This is a genomic window from Janthinobacterium sp. SUN211 (genome assembly GCF_030587315.1).
Taxonomy (GTDB): domain Bacteria; phylum Pseudomonadota; class Gammaproteobacteria; order Burkholderiales; family Burkholderiaceae_D; genus Janthinobacterium; species Janthinobacterium kumbetense.
The window spans coordinates 1,186,650-1,202,463 of sequence record NZ_JAPWIC010000001.1; the positions used below are offsets into that span (position 1 = coordinate 1,186,650).

General features: G+C 65.9%; 14 protein-coding genes. 6 read left to right on the forward strand and 8 right to left on the reverse strand.

The window, feature by feature from the left end; translation table 11 throughout:
- Window positions 1–53 precede the first annotated feature (53 nt).
- The 3 genes from O3301_RS05175 to ppnN form a co-directional block, all read right to left on the reverse strand.
- The gene (locus O3301_RS05175) at window positions 54–860 is read right to left on the reverse strand and encodes a transporter substrate-binding domain-containing protein (RefSeq protein ID WP_289910438.1); all 807 of its coding nucleotides are present in this window, start codon (window positions 858–860) and stop codon (window positions 54–56) included.
- Window positions 861–1,069: 209 nt separating this feature from the next.
- Window positions 1,070–2,137 (reverse strand): LacI family DNA-binding transcriptional regulator, encoded by a 1,068-nt coding sequence (locus O3301_RS05180; RefSeq protein ID WP_305055755.1) that lies wholly within the window; start codon window positions 2,135–2,137, stop codon window positions 1,070–1,072.
- Between the two features lie 204 nt (window positions 2,138–2,341).
- Entirely contained in the window at window positions 2,342–3,712 is a 1,371-nt protein-coding gene (gene ppnN / locus O3301_RS05185; RefSeq protein ID WP_070254173.1) for a nucleotide 5'-monophosphate nucleosidase PpnN, read from the reverse strand.
- Window positions 3,713–4,023: 311 nt separating this feature from the next.
- Between ppnN and O3301_RS05190 the strand changes: the two genes are divergently transcribed.
- The 4 genes from O3301_RS05190 (at window position 4,024) to O3301_RS05205 (ending at window position 8,460) form a co-directional block, all read left to right on the forward strand.
- A complete protein-coding gene (locus O3301_RS05190; RefSeq protein WP_099667564.1) occupies window positions 4,024–5,529 on the forward strand; it encodes a peptide MFS transporter in 1,506 nt (501 codons plus the stop codon).
- 130 nt (window positions 5,530–5,659) lie between these two features.
- On the forward strand, window positions 5,660–6,346 hold the full coding sequence (locus O3301_RS05195; protein ID WP_305055756.1) for a UPF0149 family protein: 687 nt from the start codon (window positions 5,660–5,662) through the stop codon (window positions 6,344–6,346).
- Between the two features lie 12 nt (window positions 6,347–6,358).
- Window positions 6,359–8,065, forward strand: coding sequence for a hypothetical protein (locus tag O3301_RS05200; protein ID WP_305055757.1), 1,707 nt, complete (start codon window positions 6,359–6,361; stop codon window positions 8,063–8,065).
- 14 nt (window positions 8,066–8,079) lie between these two features.
- On the forward strand, window positions 8,080–8,460 hold the full coding sequence (locus O3301_RS05205; RefSeq protein ID WP_305055758.1) for a hypothetical protein: 381 nt from the start codon (window positions 8,080–8,082) through the stop codon (window positions 8,458–8,460).
- A 9-nt stretch (window positions 8,461–8,469) separates the two neighbouring features.
- Here O3301_RS05205 and O3301_RS05210 read toward each other — a convergent pair whose 3' ends face one another.
- The 5 genes from O3301_RS05210 to O3301_RS05230 all read right to left on the reverse strand — a co-directional run bounded on the left by O3301_RS05210 (window position 8,470) and on the right by O3301_RS05230 (window position 13,512).
- Window positions 8,470–10,959, reverse strand: a complete 2,490-nt coding sequence (locus O3301_RS05210; protein WP_305055759.1) for a TonB-dependent siderophore receptor — start codon at window positions 10,957–10,959, stop codon at window positions 8,470–8,472.
- Between the two features lie 100 nt (window positions 10,960–11,059).
- Window positions 11,060–12,064: a FecR domain-containing protein gene (locus O3301_RS05215; RefSeq protein ID WP_369812168.1), complete on the reverse strand. Its 1,005-nt coding sequence runs from the start codon at window positions 12,062–12,064 to the stop codon at window positions 11,060–11,062.
- Entirely contained in the window at window positions 12,054–12,575 is a 522-nt protein-coding gene (locus O3301_RS05220; protein WP_251348349.1) for a sigma-70 family RNA polymerase sigma factor, read from the reverse strand. The genes O3301_RS05215 and O3301_RS05220 overlap by 11 nt, the downstream gene beginning before the upstream one ends.
- 110 nt (window positions 12,576–12,685) lie before the next feature.
- Complete coding sequence (locus tag O3301_RS05225) at window positions 12,686–13,186, reverse strand: GNAT family N-acetyltransferase (RefSeq protein ID WP_305055760.1); 501 nt, start codon at window positions 13,184–13,186, stop codon at window positions 12,686–12,688.
- Window positions 13,187–13,284: 98 nt separating this feature from the next.
- The gene (locus O3301_RS05230) at window positions 13,285–13,512 is read right to left on the reverse strand and encodes a hypothetical protein (protein ID WP_077405728.1); all 228 of its coding nucleotides are present in this window, start codon (window positions 13,510–13,512) and stop codon (window positions 13,285–13,287) included.
- Window positions 13,513–13,676: 164 nt separating this feature from the next.
- Here O3301_RS05230 and O3301_RS05235 point away from each other — a divergent pair, with 164 nt between their 5' ends.
- Entirely contained in the window at window positions 13,677–14,870 is a 1,194-nt protein-coding gene (locus O3301_RS05235; protein WP_305055761.1) for a hypothetical protein, read from the forward strand.
- A complete protein-coding gene (locus O3301_RS05240) occupies window positions 14,863–15,810 on the forward strand; it encodes an AAC(3) family N-acetyltransferase (RefSeq protein ID WP_305055762.1) in 948 nt (315 codons plus the stop codon). The genes O3301_RS05235 and O3301_RS05240 overlap by 8 nt, the downstream gene beginning before the upstream one ends.
- Window positions 15,811–15,814 lie beyond the last annotated feature (4 nt).

Consider the following 15,814-nt stretch of genomic DNA (forward strand, 5'->3'; position numbering starts at 1 on the left):
CACCATGGCGGCGCGCCGTGCGGACGAACACTCTCCCTGTGCGGGTCGCGGTATCAGAAGGTCGGCAGCGCCGGCAGCGGCGCGCCGCTCCACTTGCGCGCGATGGCGTCGAGTTCGCCATTCAGCTTGACGTAGTAGATGAAGTTGTTGAGCCACTGGTGCAGTTCGAAGTCGCCGCGGCGCACCGCCATCGAGTTGGGCTGCAGCGAGTAGGCGAAGCGGACTTCGATCTTGCCCGCGCCGCGCGTCTTGATGATGTCCAGCGCCATCGTGCTGGGAATCGAGACGGCGTCGACCTGCTTGCTGAGCAAGGCCTGGGTGACGGTGGCGTCATCCTCGAAACGCACGATGCTGGTGCCGGCCGGGGCCATGCGGCTCAGCGCCGTGTCATTCGTGGTGCCGCGCGTCACGCCCACCTTCTTGCCCTTCAAGTCCGCCAGGGCCTTGAGTTTGCCGCCGACCGGCGCGACGATGGCCAGTTCGAACGCGCTGTAGGGCATGGTGAACATCAGGGTCTTGGCCCGTTCCGGCGTGGGCGCCAGGGTGGCCACGAGGAAATCGACCTTGCCCGATTCCAGCGACGGCACGCGCGACGGCGCCGTCAACGGCACCACTTCCACGGGCAGGTTCAGGTATTTGCCGATCAGGTTGGCGACGTCGACGTCATAGCCAACGGGCGCGCCCTTGGCGTCGATGCTGCCAAACGGCGGCGTGCCGCTGACCACGCCGATGGTCAGCTTGCCTTTTTTGATCAAGTCGCCAAGCGTCTGGGCGCCGGCATCGGCCACCGCGCCGAGGGCACACGTGGCTGCCAGTGCGCAAGCCAGTATTTTCGAATAGAACAGTGTGGTCATCTTCATGTTTCCGTCTCCTGTGATCCCGGTACCGGCCTCGTCGAGGCGCTTCCGGGAATATTGTCAAATGGACGATTCAGATCGTCTCTTGCCGTGTCGTACCAACCTCCTGCCATTGCCCTGCCTGACTATCCACGCCCCTTTCCAGTGTGAATACAATTCATGAAACCGGTTCCATTACCTTTCCAAAAAAAAGGGCGTACGCCCTCTTTCCGTCAATCGCCGTCCTTGCGCACTTCCCCGCTCCGGGTGGAATTGCGCACAATCAACTTGCCTGGCAACAGCACCTCGCGCGGCGGGCACTGATCGCCCTGCAGGCGAGACAGCATGCACGTCATCGCCGAAAAGCCGATCTCGTACGTCTGCTGCTCGATCGTGCTCAGGCCCGCCAGCGGCGACCACGGCAATTCGTCAAAGCCCAGCAAGCCCACGTCCTGCGGCATGCGCAATGCAAGGCGTTGCAGCATCAGCGCCAGTTCCAGCGCCACCATGCCGTTCGACGCCAGCAGCGCCACGCGGCGGCCGCGCCACTGCGCCAGGCATAGACGCACCTGCGCGTCGATAGAGGGCCGGTCGTCCAGGTCCACCGCCAGCACTTCACCCACGCATTCCGGATGTTCGGCCATCACGGCCTGGAAACCCTCGGCGCGCATCAGGCGCGAACTGACGCCCGTCAAGGGCGGCGCGACGAAGGCGATGGCGTCGAAACCCTGTTCGATCAGATGCGCGGTGGCCAGCCGGCCCGCCTGCACATTGTCCAGGCCCACCAGGTCGAAATCGCTACCCTCGATGCGGCGGTCAACCAGCACGATGGGCATGCCCGCCTGCTGCAAGTCGGACGACTGGATGTTGCGCCCCTGCGTGTTGACGATCAGCCCTTCCACGCTGTACGAGCGCAGCGCGGCAAGCGACTGGCGTTCGCGCTGTTCGTCATTGCCTGTATTACACAAGATCAAGGTATAGCCATGTTGCTGGCAAGCCGCTTCCACGCCTTGCAGCACGGCCACCGTGTAGGGGTTCAGCATGTCCGCCACGACCATGCCGATCAGGCGCGTGCGGCCGCGCTTGAGGCCGCGCGCCATCTGGTTCGGCTGGTAGCCGAGGCGCGCGATGGTGCTGGTGATCTGCTGGCGGATGTTTTCGGACAGGGCGTCCAGTTCGCCGCCGAGAAAGCGCGACACGCTCGTCTTCGACACGCCCGCCTCGCGCGCCACCTGGGCGATGGTCACGGGCCGTGCCGGCTCGCCGGAGACTGTCTTTTTATTGCCGCGTACTGAATCCAAGGTTGCTCTCCACTACCTGTTGATATGCATATTTTTATTTTGGAACCGGTTCCAAAGATAGCACCCACGAATCGATGACGCAAGCGATTTGATTGCCTGTGGCGGCGAAGGAACACGATGGGGGCATGGCTGGGAACGCGGATGAAAAGGCGCCGCCCTCCCCTTGCACACGCAGGGGGCGGGCGGCGCTGCTTGAAAAACGACTTACTGGACCACGGTATAGCAAGGCACGTACGCCGTGCCCGCCAATTTCATGCGGTGCTGCGCCACGAAGGAAGCGAGCAGCGCATCCATGGGGCCGGCGATGGATTTGTCGCCGTGGATCTCGAAGTTGCCGTGCTTTTCGATCGAGCGGATGCCGTCATCCTTGACGTTGCCTGCCACCACGCCCGAGAACGCGCGGCGCAGCTGGGCCGCCAGCAAGTGCGTGGGCTGGTTCTTGTGCAGGCTCAGGTTGCGCATGTTTTCATGCGTGGGCTGGAACGGCTTCTGGAATTCGTGGTCGATCTTCAGCAGCCAATTGAAGTAATACGCGTCGCTGTGCGCCTTGCGGAATTCGCGCACTTGGCGGATGCCTTCGAGCATTTCGCGCGCCACCAGTTCCGGGTCGTCGATGATGATTTTATAGCGCTGCTGCGCTTCCGGACCCAGGGTATCGCTGATGAACTGGTTGATCTGCACGAAATACTCGCGCGACGTTTCCGGACCCGTGAAGATCAGCGGGAACGGAATCTCGGCATTGTCCGGGTGCAACAAAATACCGAGGATGTACAGAATCTCTTCGGCCGTGCCGGCGCCGCCCGGGAACACGACGATGCCGTGGCCCGCGCGCACGAACGCTTCCAGGCGTTTTTCGATGTCCGGCATGATGACGAGGTCGTTGACGATGGGGTTCGGCGACTCGGCCGCGATGATGCCCGGCTCGGTGATGCCGAGATACCGTCCATTGTGCAGGCGCTGCTTGGCATGGCCGATGGTGGCGCCCTTCATGGGGCCCTTCATGGCGCCAGGGCCGCAACCGGTGCAGATGTCGAGGCCGCGCAAGCCCAGTTGGTAGCCCACTTCCTTCGAATAATTGTACTCGGCACGGTTGATCGAGTGGCCGCCCCAGCACACGACCAGGTTCGGGTTGAGCTGGGTTTGCAGCACGTTGGCGTTGCGCAGGATGTGGAAGACGGCGTCCGTCACGCCTTCCGTGCTCTGCAAGTCGAATTTCGGGTTGCCCGTCACTTCATCGCTGACGAAGATGATGTCGCGCAGCACGGCAAACAGGTGCTCGTGGATGCCCTTGATCATCTTGCCGTCGACAAAGGCAATGGCCGGCGCGCCCTTGATGTCGAGCTTGATGCCGCGCTCGCGCTGAATGATGGAGATTTCAAACGATTGGTAGCGCTCCAGCAGGGCGCGGCCATCGTCGATGGTGCTGCCGCAATTCAGGACCGCCAGCGCGCAGCGGCGGAAAGTGTTGTACAGGCCGCCCTGGCTGGTGTCGAGCAGTTTGTTGACTTCAGTCTTGGAGAGCACGTCCAGGCGGCCTTCCGGTGAAACCAGAGTATCGATAACGTCGTGTTCCATAATGCGAAAAATCCCTTTAAAAATCGATGCTCGAAGGTCTTGCAGCCTCAATATACGACAAGTCAGGCAAGTTGTGCTGTGCCGCCGCAAAATCGCCGGGGCCGCCCTTGCCTGCAAACCGGTTTGACCAATATGAAACAGTCATTCTTGCTAATGCGAATCGAAATCTTCGCTCAGCGCAATTTGTAGATTAGAATGCCAGCCTATTGGAATTCCCGTGCGTGAGGTTCTTCATGAGAGTCCCCGCCGCCCGCAGGCTTCCATAAGTTCGTTGTATCGATTGACTATAATAATTTTTCAGGAGGAACCGCATGAGCGGTGCGACTACGCCCAACAAGGAAGCCGTTATTCCCGAGTTCAAGCAGATTATGGGCCATCCAAGCCCATTGTGGATGTTGTTCATGACTGAATTCTGGGAACGCTTCGCGTTCTACGGAGTTCGCTGGGCGCTGGTACTGTACATCGTGGCCCAGTTCCACGGCGGCGACGGTTCGGGACAGGCAGCGGCCAACCTTACCTACGGTTCCTTCCTCGCGCTGGTGTACGCCGGCGCCCTGTTCGGCGGCTACATCGCCGACCGGGTCATCGGTTACCAGCGCTCCATCCTGCTGGGTGCCGTCTTCATGGCTGCCGGCCTGTTCTGCATCTCGGTACCGAACCAGGACATCTTCAACCTGGGCCTGGCCACCATGATCGTCGGTAACGGCATGTTCAAGCCGAACATCTCGACCATGGTCGGCAAGCTGTACACGACGGCCGATCCGCGCCGCGACAGCGGTTTCACGATCTTCTACATGGGTATCAACATGGGCGCCATGGTAGCCCCTGTCTTTACGCAATGGCTGGCCGGGTCGATCTTCGGCACCAGCGACATGCCTGCGTACAAGATGGTCTTCATGGCCTCCGGTTTCGGCATGCTGATCAGCCTGGTATGGTTCGCCATCGGCCGCCGCGCCCTGAAGGGCATCGGCGCACCGGAAGCCGGTGCCGGCAGCCCGATGCGCGTCGTCTGGGTGGCCGTCGGCTCCCTGTGCGTGATCCCGCTGATGTACTTCCTGCTGACCGTCGGCGCTGAAAAGCTGCAAATCGTCCTGACCGTGCTGTTCGTCGGCCTGGCCGTGATGCTGATGATCGAAGGCATACGCAACGGTAAAGTGGCGCGCGACCGCGTCATCGCCATGCTGTTGATCTTCGTCTTCAACATCCTGTTCTGGATGTTCTTCGAACAGGCAGGCAGCTCGTTTACCTTCCTGGCCGACAAGATCGTCAACCGCGACCTGGGCTTCGCCATCTTCCCGACCGCCTACTTCCAGACCGTCAATTCGGTCGCCATCATCGTCTTCGCGCCGATCATCGCCGCCGTCTGGGTCTTCCTGGCGCGCCACAACGTCAATCCTTCGATCCCGCGCAAGTTCGGCCTGGGCTTGCTGGGCAATGCGCTGGCCTTCGGCCTGCTGATCTTCGCACTGTCGAGCCTGGTTGGCGCCGACAACAAGATCCCGTTCTGGACCCTGGCGACCGTGTACATGCTGCAATCGATCGGCGAGCTGTGCCTGTCGCCTATCGGCCTGTCGATGGTCACCAAGCTGGCGCCAGTACGCCTGGTCGGCCTGGGCATGGGCGGCTGGTTCCTGTCGACCGGTATCGGCAACAATCTGTCCGGCATCTTCGCCAGCCACGTCAGCGGCGAAAGCGGCATGTCGGTACAGTCGGCCCTGTCCGGCTACACCTTCGGCTTCTGGTCCCTGCTGGGTGCCGGCGTGATCCTGTTCCTGATCGCACCGCTGATCAACAAACTGATGCACGGCGTGAAGTAAGCGTCTTGTTGTAGATCAAAACGGCGGCCTGCGGGCCGCCGTTTTTCATTCCAGCAGCCGTTTTCCCCGTGCCGGACGGTACAATACGGCCAGGGCCAGCGGCCATCCACCCACATTACTGAAAAATTCCATGTCCAGCCTCTCCACCACCACGCCCCTCTCCGACGACGAATACGCCGAACTCGACACCCTGCTGGCCGCGCCCGCGCTGGACAGCCGCGCCATGGATGTGTCGATGCTGGAAGGTTTTCTCACGGCCGTCGCCCTGAGCCCGAGACAGATCGCGCCGGAACAATGGCTGCCCTGGGTCTGGGACAAGGCGGCCGGCAGCGCCTCGCCGGCACAGGACGAGGCCAGCGAACGGGCGGCCAGCCTGGCGCAGCGCCACCACGCCTACATGGTCGAATGGCTGGCGAAGGACCCGGACAGCTTCGAGCCCATCTACGTCTGCGGCCCCGAATGGAGCGTGCCCGCCTGGTGCGCCGGCTTTGTCCTGGGCACGAGCCTGGACAAGCCCCAGTGGGCGGCCCTGGCCGTCAGCCACCCGGAGTACCTGACGCCGTTCCAGTACCTGGCCACGGCCAGCGAGCTCGACGACGATGCGGCCGAAACGGCCATGGATGGCGTGATTCCCGCGGTCATCGCCATCAACGCCGCCTGGGCGCGCCAGCGCCACCTGAAAAGCCAGGCCCAAAGCCAGCCCGGCGCCACCGTCTTGCGCGAAGTGCCGAAGACGGGCCGCAACGACCCGTGCCACTGCGGCAGCGGCAAGAAATACAAAAAATGCTGCGCCGATGCCGATAGCGCGGCCACCTAAGGCGACTCCTCCTTGCGCCAGCTGCTGACGGCCATCCTGCGCTTCCTGCTGCGCCACGCGCTGCAGTTTGCGCTGTTCATCGTCATCCTGCTGGCCGGGCGCCTGCTGCTGGCCGAATGGCGCGCCTACAGCGCCGGCAGCGAGGCCGTGGCCGCGCTCAAGCTGGCCGCCGACGGCGCCGACAGCCATGGCGCCGGCCTGGCCGCTGCCGCCACGGCGCGGGTCAACGCCCTGCAAAAGGCCTCACAGACGGCCTCGCACGCGGCCATCGCCACCCGCCTGGCGCAAGTGCAGGCGCAATTGACGGCCTTGCGCGCGCGGCAGCAGGCGTCGCTGTTCACCCTTCCCCTGCCCGACGCGAACACCCTGGCCCGGCACGCGCAGGAGGAAGCGGCGCGCCGCGTGGAGATCGAAGTGCTGGCGCAGGAAGCCCGCTATCTGACGGCCCTGCAAGCGGCGGTCAGCGGCGAAGATGCGCGGCACACGCTGGCGCGCCTGCACGCGGAACACGTGGGCGCATATGCTGCACTGCAAAATAATCTGCGCCAGCGCCGGCAGCTGGAAGCACAGCACCCGCTGGCGGCGCGCCTGCCCGGCAGCGACGCCTACGCACAGCTGTCGCAGCTGGAAGCGCAGGGTCAGCGTTTGCGCGACATCAACCTGCAAGCGTATCAGGCCTGGGCGGCGCAGCGCGCCCGCACCGGCAACGCCGCCCGTCCGGCGCCATTTGCCATCGACGAGCAAGCCTTGAAGGGCGCCCTGGCGCCCATACAAAAGGCCATCGCGGCCGGTGAAGGACAATTGGCGCGCAACTGGATAGCCCGCTGGCGCGCGCCCGTCATGGACGTGGCGCCCACGGCCGCCCTGCTGGTGCTGTCGGCCATCCTGCTGCCCGCCGCCATCAAGGCCTTCTTTTACTTCGTGCTGGCGCCCGTCGCTTCCCGTTTGCCGCCGCTGTCGATCGCGCGCGAACTGCAAGTCGCGGGCAGTTCACTGCCACTACCGCCGCCGGGCGAATCGCGCATCTCCGCCGTCTCGCAGGGCTTGCTGCTGCAGCCCGGCCAGCAGATGCTGATCCATCCCGAATACCTGCAATCGTCGCCCGTCAGCACGCACAAGCGCACGCAATGGCTGCTGGACTGGCGCTTCCCGTTCACCAGCCTGGCCGCCGGCATGGTGGCGCTGACCCGCCTGCACAGCGACGAGGAAGCGTGCGTGACGATATCCGCCAGCGACGACCCGCTGCTGGAAGTGGCCGTCGTCCACCTGCCGGCCGGCAGCGCATTGGTCTTCCAGCCGCGGGGACTCGTGGGCCTGATCTGCGACTCGAATCAGCCGCTGGCGATATCGAGCCACTGGCGCCTGGGCAGCCTGCATGCCTGGCTCACCCTGCAGCTGCGCTTCATCGTCTTTCGCGGCCCCGTCACCCTGCTCGTGCGCGGCTGCCGCGGCGTGCGCCTGGAGCGGGCCGGCCAGGGGCGTTCCATCAGCCAGTCCGCCACCCTGGGTTTCACCACCGACGTGCTGTACTCGACCCTGCGCAGCGAAACCTTCGTCCCGTATCTGCGCGGCCAGCAAGCCTTGCTCAACGACCGCTTCGACGGCGACAACGGCGTCTACCTGTACGAAGAAACCCCGCGCCACGGCAAGCAGCCGGGCAAGGCGGGCAGCTGGTTCGAGGGTTTCACGGACGCCATATTGAAAGTGTTCGGCATCTAGCCGAGGAAAGCAAAATGAACGACTTCCTGTTTGCCGATTTTCTCGAGGACCAGGCCACGTATACGGCGCTGCAGGCGTACTGGCAGGCGCGCCTGGCCTTCCTCGACGGCCAATGCACGCCGTATCTGCGCACCGCGTTCGCCAATGGCCAGCCGTTTTATGACGGCAATCCCATCGTCAACCTGGCGGACCGGCACGCCGGCAAGGCGGCCCGCATCGTGCAGCAATGCCCGCATGAATGCGGCCACGGCTACACGAGCTTCGAACAAGCCATCGAGCTGGCCGGCGGCGACGGGCACCGCCCGGCACGGGAAAAAATCATCGTGCTGACCCTGACGCAGGAGACGGCGCAGAGGGCCGAGGCGGAATTGCGCGCCTGGTTTGCGCCTGCGTAAGGCTGCGCGCTACCAGAGGTAGGCCACGCGCACGCCGACATTGCGCTGTTCGCCGTAATTGCAGGCCCGCGCCGAGAAACACGAGGCGACATGGTATTTGTCGAACAGGTTCTTCACCGTCATGCTCACGCTCAAGCCGCGCCAGTCGCTGCGCGCCTGCCCCAGGTCATAGCGCAGCGACAGGTCGGCCAAGGTGAACGCCGGCACCTGGAAGGTGTTCTCCGCGTCGCCCCAGCTGGCGCCCACGTGGCGCACGCCGGCGCCGGCCGACAGCCCGCGCAAGCCGCCAACGAAGGCGTAATCGGCCCACGCGGAAGCCATCTGCCGGGGCACTTCATACGGCGACTTGCCCTGCACGTTCGTGCCCCACATGTCCGGATTCGCCCTCGTCACCTTCAGGGGGTTGTAGGTGAGGGACGCCAGCAGTTTCAGCTGACTGCCCGGCTGCGCGGCCACTTCCAGTTCGATGCCGCGCGAGCGCACCTCCCCCTGCTGGATGGAGAAATTCGGTGCGTCCGGGTCCGTCGTCAGCACGTTCTGGCGGCGCAGTTCGAATGCGGCGGCCGTCACGGACAGGTGCGCGCCAGGCGCGTATTTCACGCCGACCTCCACTTGCCGCGCCGTTTCCGGCTCGAACGGACGGTCATGGCGGTCGGCGCCGGAGACGGGCGAAAACGATTCGCTGTAGCTGGCGTAAGGCGCCAGGCCGTTCGCCGCCAGGTAAGTGATGCCGGCGCGGCCCGTGAATGCCGTGGGTTTGCGCACCGTCGTGGCCGACGGCGATACCAGCAGATTGCGCTGCTCCTGGCGCGTCCAGTCCTGGCGCCCGCCCACGGTGAAGACCCAGTTACGGTACTGCATGCGGTCTTGCAGGTAGGCGCCCAGCTGCCGGTTATGCTCGCGGCGCAGGGCATCGGGTGCCAGCGCCGCCAGGTCCAGCGCGCCGCCGTAGACGGGGCGGTAGATATCGATCTGCGGACCGTCGGCGATATACGAGCTGAACGAAGTACTGCTGCGGCTGTAATCGATGCCGGCAACCACCTCATGGCGCAGCGCGCCCGTCGCCACCTGGCCCGTCACACTGGTGTCGAGCGAGTACACGCTGCCCTTGCCGTCGCGCGTATCGATTTCGCGGTTGGTGACCGCATGGTCGATTAAGTTGCCATAACGAAACATGTACTGTTCATGGTTATTCGCGTGCAGGAAGCGGAAGTTCTGCCGGAGCGTCCACCCGCTGTCGAACGTGTGGCGCGCCGCGTAGCCCGCCGACGCGACGCGCGTTTCCTCGTGGTCGAAGCCGGGCTCGCCCAGGAATCGCCTCAGCGGCAGGCGGCCGTTGGGATTGCTGCCGTTCAAGGCTTCCCACTGCACGTTCGACGATTGCATGGCGCGATTCTGCTGGAAAAAGCCCAATAAGGTGATGCTGGTGCGGGCGCTCGGCGCCCACGTCAGGCTGGGCGCCAGATAGTAGCGGTCGTCCTGCATGTAATCGATCTGCTGGTCCGCCTGGCGCGCCAGCCCCACCAGCCGGTACTGCAGGCTGCCGTCGTCGGCCAGCTTGCCGCCCACGTCGAGGGCCAGCTGCTTGCGCGCGTAGCTGCCGAGCGACAGTTCGACCTGGTTTACCTGGTCCGCCGCGGGGCGCTTGGCGACGAAATTGACGATGCCGCCCGGCGCATTCTGGCCGTACAGCACGGACGAAGGGCCCTTCAGCACTTCCACGCGCTCGGCGCCGTACGGCTCCACGCCGAAAAAGCCCAGCGTCCCCATCGGCATCAGGCGCATGCCGTCCAGGTAGAACGCGCCCGAGAACTGGCTGAAGCCCCGTACCGACAGGCTGTCGTCGGCAGGATTGGCGCCTGCCGTGTTGCTGCGCAAGCCGGCCGTGTACTGGATGGCATCGTTCAGGGTGCGCACGCCCTGGTCATCCATGCGGTCGCGCGTGATGACGGACACCGATTGCGGCACTTCCAGCAGGGAAGCGTCGGTCTTGGTGGCCGTGCTGGCCCGCCGCGCCACATAGCCGCTGGCCTTGCCCCACGGGTTTTCCTCTTCCGCCTGCGCGCTGATGGTCACGGGCGCCATCATCTGCACGCCATCCGCCGCCGCGCCGGCAGCGGACGTAGTGGCGGCACGCAGCGCATAGCCGCCGCCGGCCGTGCGCACGGCAGCGAGCCCGGTGCCGGCCAGCGCCCGCGCCAGCGCGTCGTCCACCGTGTAGCTGCCGCTGACGCCGCCGCTGCGCAGCCCTTCCGTCGCGGCCGAGCCAAAGGCGATCAGCAAGCCCGCTTCACGTCCCAGCCGGTTCAATGTCGCTTCCAGCGGCCCGGCCGGGATGGCGTAATGGCGCAAGGACGCGGCCTGTCCGGCCGTTTGCGCCTGCGCCGGCGCGCCAGCCAGGCTGGCCAGTGCGCCCAGGCACAGGGCGTGCACCAGGTGGGCCAGCGGCGTCATGGCCAGCAAGCGCGTGGATGGGGGGAATGTGCTGCGGTCGTTCATGGCATGCCTTCGTATCATGGGATGGGTGGAACGGGCCAATACCTGCGCCCTCACTTCCCTTGACAAGGCAGCGTACAAAAACAGTCCATGTATTTTCAGTTTATTTTTTCGCCGCGCGCGGCCGCAAGGTGACCCAGTAGCGCGTCAGGTAGTGCAGCTCGACGGGCAAGGCTTCCACCAGCGCCAATAGCACCCTGTCGGTATCGGCCAGCGGATAGGCGCCCGACACCAGCATGTGCGCGAGCGCAGGATCGCATCCCAGGTGGCCGCGCCGGTGGCGCGACAACTCCAGCAGGAAATCATCCAGGCGCATGTGCGCGGCGACCAGCATGCCGTCCGCCCAGGCACCGGCGCCGGCATCGAGCGCATGCGCCGCGCCCACGCCGTCGCGCGTAAAACCGCCCTCCTCGCCCGCCCGCAGCACGCGTGGCTGGCCGTCGGCCGCAGCAGGCCGCAGCTCGACGGCCCCCTCCAGCACGCCCACCTGCACGAAGCCCGCGTGCTGGCGCACGATGAATCGCGTGCCCAGCGCGCGCGCCGTGCCGTCGGCGGTGTACACGCGGAAGGGCCGCTGCTGCGCATCGGGCGCCGTCTGCAGCAGCACCTCGCCGCGCAGCAGCTGCACCGCGCGCTCGCTGGCGTCATAGCGCAGCTGGATGGCGCTATCGGTATTGAGCACCAGCGTGCCGCCGTCCGGCAGGCGCACCGTGCGCCGCTCGCCCGTGGCCGTGCTGGCATCGGCGTTCCACGACTGCCACGCCGGTGTCTGGCGCAGCATGGCGGCGCTGCCGCCCGCCACCACCAGCGCCGTGAGCAGGCGCACCGCGCGGCGCCGCTGCGCGCCTGCGGGTGCGGCCAGGGCGGCGCTGGCCAGCGGCGGCGGAATGCCGGCCAGCTGGCCGCTGACGGCCTCGATGCGCTGCCAGGCCCGCTCATGTTCGGCTTCCTCGGCGCGCCAGCGCTGCCATGCCTGCAGCTGTGCGGCAGTGGCGTCGCCGCCCTGCAACGCCAGCCACCACTGCACGGCCCGCCGCGCCACGGCGGGCGCCACGCTTGCGGCGGCACCCGTTCCGTCCAGGGCGAGGCTTGCCTCTTCATCCATCATGCTGCTCCGGGAAAAAGCAGCGCAGGGCCGCCCGGGCCAGATGGCGCTTGACGGTGGACAGGGAAATGCCCAGTTCAGCGGCGACCTCCTGCTGCCCCATGCCGTCGAGCTGCACCAGCAAAAAGGCTTGCCGCGCCTGCGCCGGCAGCCCGGCCAGGCGCCGGTCCAGCTCCACCAGCCGTTCGAGGAACATCAGGCGCACTTCGGGCGGCGGCGCCACCGGCTCCGGCATCAGGGCAAGGGCGTCGAGGTAGGCTTGCTCGATGGCGCGCCGGCGCACATGGTTGATCAGCAGGTTGCGGGCGATCGTCGTCAGGTAGGCGCGCGGCTCCTGCACGCCCTGCATGCCCTGCGGCGCGAGCACGCGCAGGAAGGTGGCCTGCGCCAGGTCGGCCGCGTCGAAGGCGTTGCCCACCTTGCGCTGCAGCCAGCCGCGCAGCCAGCCATGGTGCTGGCGATACAGAATGGCGATGTCATCGAAATCATGCAGGGAGACGTGGTCGGCGGACATGGAGCGGCGGGTCTGGCGGGCAGCACAAACTTAATGAGAATTATTCTCAATTATAGGCAGAAGTGCGCACCCAGGCAAGATCCGCGGTCGCCGCAGCCATGGCAGGAAGCTCAATCCGGCCTGCAGTCAGCCTGCAGCAAACCGAAGACATGCAGGTCGACAAACACGCCGTTTAACAGTTCCGCCTGCCGCAGCACGCCTTCGTGCGCAAACCCCAGCCGTTCGGCCAGCGCCATGCTGGCCCCGTTACCGGCCGCGCACTGCAATTCGATGCGGTGCAATTGCAGCGCGCCAAACGCATGCGCGAGAACGGCGCGCACCGCCGCGCTGGCGATGCCCCTGCCCTGGAACTGGCGTCCGAGGTAATAGCCGATTTTCGCCTTGCGGTCCTCTGTATCGATGTCTTTCAGGCGGATGCTGCCGCACAAGGCCGTGCCGAAGAAGACATGCCACTCCAGCACTTCGCCGCTGGCCGCGCGCGCACAAGCGGCCTGCAGATACCCCTGCGCCTCGACGAACGAGTCCAGTTGCACCACGGCGGGCAGGTAGGCTTGCAGGTGTTCGCGGTTTTCCGCCACCAGCGTGGCGAGCGCCTGGGCGTGTTCAGGCAAGGTTGGAACAATGGAAATATCAGGAAATGCTGAAAGAGTCAGGTGCATATGTCCCTGGCGGGCCGGTAAAGTTAGAGTAGAAACACGCGGGCGTATCGCTACGCCGCAATCGAATGCGACACGCTCAGCCACTCGCCCGGCTGCAAATTCGCCGCCGCCTCGCGCGTGGCCAGCACGCTGTCCGGGTCCAAGTCGGAGCGTTTCAGCTTGTAGGAGTAGGCGAAATCATCGGCATCGAATGCCTGCCCCGCCTTCACGTAATACTTGAAGCCGACGAACGCGTCGGGATTGGTGACGACTGTGTATTCAAGCGTGACGCTGTTCATGGCGGGCCTCGTCGACAACGGTGAAGTGTCTATTATGCGTCAATTCCGGCGGCAGCGATGCGACGGCCAATCCTTGCGGCAAGTCAATAACCCTGCCGCCTGCCGGCGCTACAGTAGCCTGTGCCAACCAGCACGCCACTGCTGCCATTACGACCATGACTGCCATGCGCACCTTGCTCACGAAGATCAGGAACACGCTGTCGCCGCAGGCGAGCCTGCCGGCGGCGGCGCGCATGGAGCGGCTGTCGGACCGGCGCGGCCTGCCCGCCTTCGACCCCGGCCCGCAAGCCGTCGTCAAGGCCTGCACGGCCTGGCTATGCGCGGCGCAGGACCATTCCAGCTCAAACGACGGCGGCGTCGCGCGCGACTACAGCCTGCTCACAGGGTGGTCGAGTTCCTACCCGGAGACCACCGGCTACATCATCCCCACCCTCATCGCCCTGGCGCAGCGCACGGGCGATGAGGGTGGGGATGAGGCGCTGCACGGGCGCGCGCGGCGCATGCTCGACTGGTGCCTGGCCATCCAGTTCGCACAAGGCGGATTCCAAGGCGGGAAGATCGATTCGACGCCGCGCGTGCCCGTCACTTTCAATACGGGCCAGATCCTGCTCGGCCTGGCCGCCGGCGTGGCGGCGTACGGCGCGGCCTACGCAGACGCCATGCATCGCGCGGCAAGCTGGCTGCGCGACAGCCAGGATGCGGACGGCTGCTGGCGCCGCCATCCGACGCCGTTCGCCAGCGCCGGCGACAAGGCCTACGAAACGCACGTCGCATGGGGCCTGTTCGAAGCAGACCGCGTCGCGCCGGGCCACGGCTATGGCGCGGCCGGCTTGCGCCAGGTCGACTGGGCGCTGACAAAACAGCGGCCCAATGGCTGGTTCGCGTCGAACTGCCTGGACAACCCGCTCCTGCCCCTGACCCATACCATCGGCTACGCCTTGCGCGGCCTGCTCGAAGCGCACCGCTTTTCGGCGCGCGCCGACCTGCTCGACGCCGCCGCGCGCACGGGAACAAGCGTCGCCAGGGCCGTGGCGGCCGACGGCTACCTGGCCGGCCGCCTCGGTCCGGACTTCCAGCCGGGAGCGAACTACGCCTGCCTCACGGGTTCCGCCCAAAACGCGCATTGTCTGTTCCTGCTGTATCGGCTCACGGGCGAGCGGCCCTACCTCGACGCGGGGCGCCGCCTGAACCGCTACGTGCGGCGCGCGGTCAGCATCGACGGTCCCGCGCACGCGCGCGGCGGCGTCAAGGGCTCGTTTCCCGTCGATGGCGACTACGGCACCTGGGCTTACCTGAACTGGGCCGCCAAGTTCTGCATCGATGCCAACCTGCTGGAATTGGAGTTAGGCCATGCTTGACGGGGCCAGACGCGCCGCCAGGGCCGCGCTGCAAGCGTGGCGCCGCGCCGCCGGCGCCCGGCACGTGCGCCAGAATGCCCCCCACGTGACGCGCGCCGGGCTGACTGCCGGCCTGGCGCGGCTGGGCATCGCGCCAGGCGATACGCTGTTCGTGCATTCCTCGCTGAAAAGCCTGGGCTATGTGGAAGGCGGCGCGCCAGCCGTGATAGCCGCCCTGCAGGACGCCGTCGGCCCGCAAGGCGCCCTGCTGCTGCCCGCCTACTATCTGCCGGGCGGCACCGTGCGCGCCGCCTGCGCCATGCCCGATTATGTATTCGACCCGCGCCGCCACGGCACGCACATGGGACGCCTGCCGGAAGCCTTCCTTGCCAGCCCCGGTGTCCGGCGCAGCATCCACCCGACGCACTCCGTCTGCGCGTGGGGCCGCCATGCCGCCGACCTCACCGAAGCGCACCACCGCGCGCCCTCGATCTTCGGCATGGGCTCTCCCTGGCAGCGCTTCATCGGCTGCGACCATGCGAAGGTGCTGGGCCTGGGCATTTCCATGGGGCCGGTGACGTTCTATCACGCGCTGGAAGACGCCATGGGCGAGGCCTTTCCCGTGCCCGTGTGGGAAGACGAGACAAGGCTGCTCGCTTGCCTGGACCACGACGGCCGGCGCTGGGACGTGCCCGTGCGCCCTTTCGATCCGGCCATCGCACGGCGCCGCATCGACCATCCCGGCCGGGAGGATTTGCGCGAGTACTTTCAGCGGGAATTCGATGCCGCCGGCCTGCGCGTCAACGGGCAAGTGGGCGACGCGGCGTCGTGGTGCATACCCGCGCAGGCGTTTTATGACCACCTGCGCCACATGGCGTCAGAGCACGTAACGATCTACGCGAGCGCGGCGCAACTGGCGGCGCGGCCCGTATCGCAGCCATCGTTTCATGCGCGCGCATAAAAAA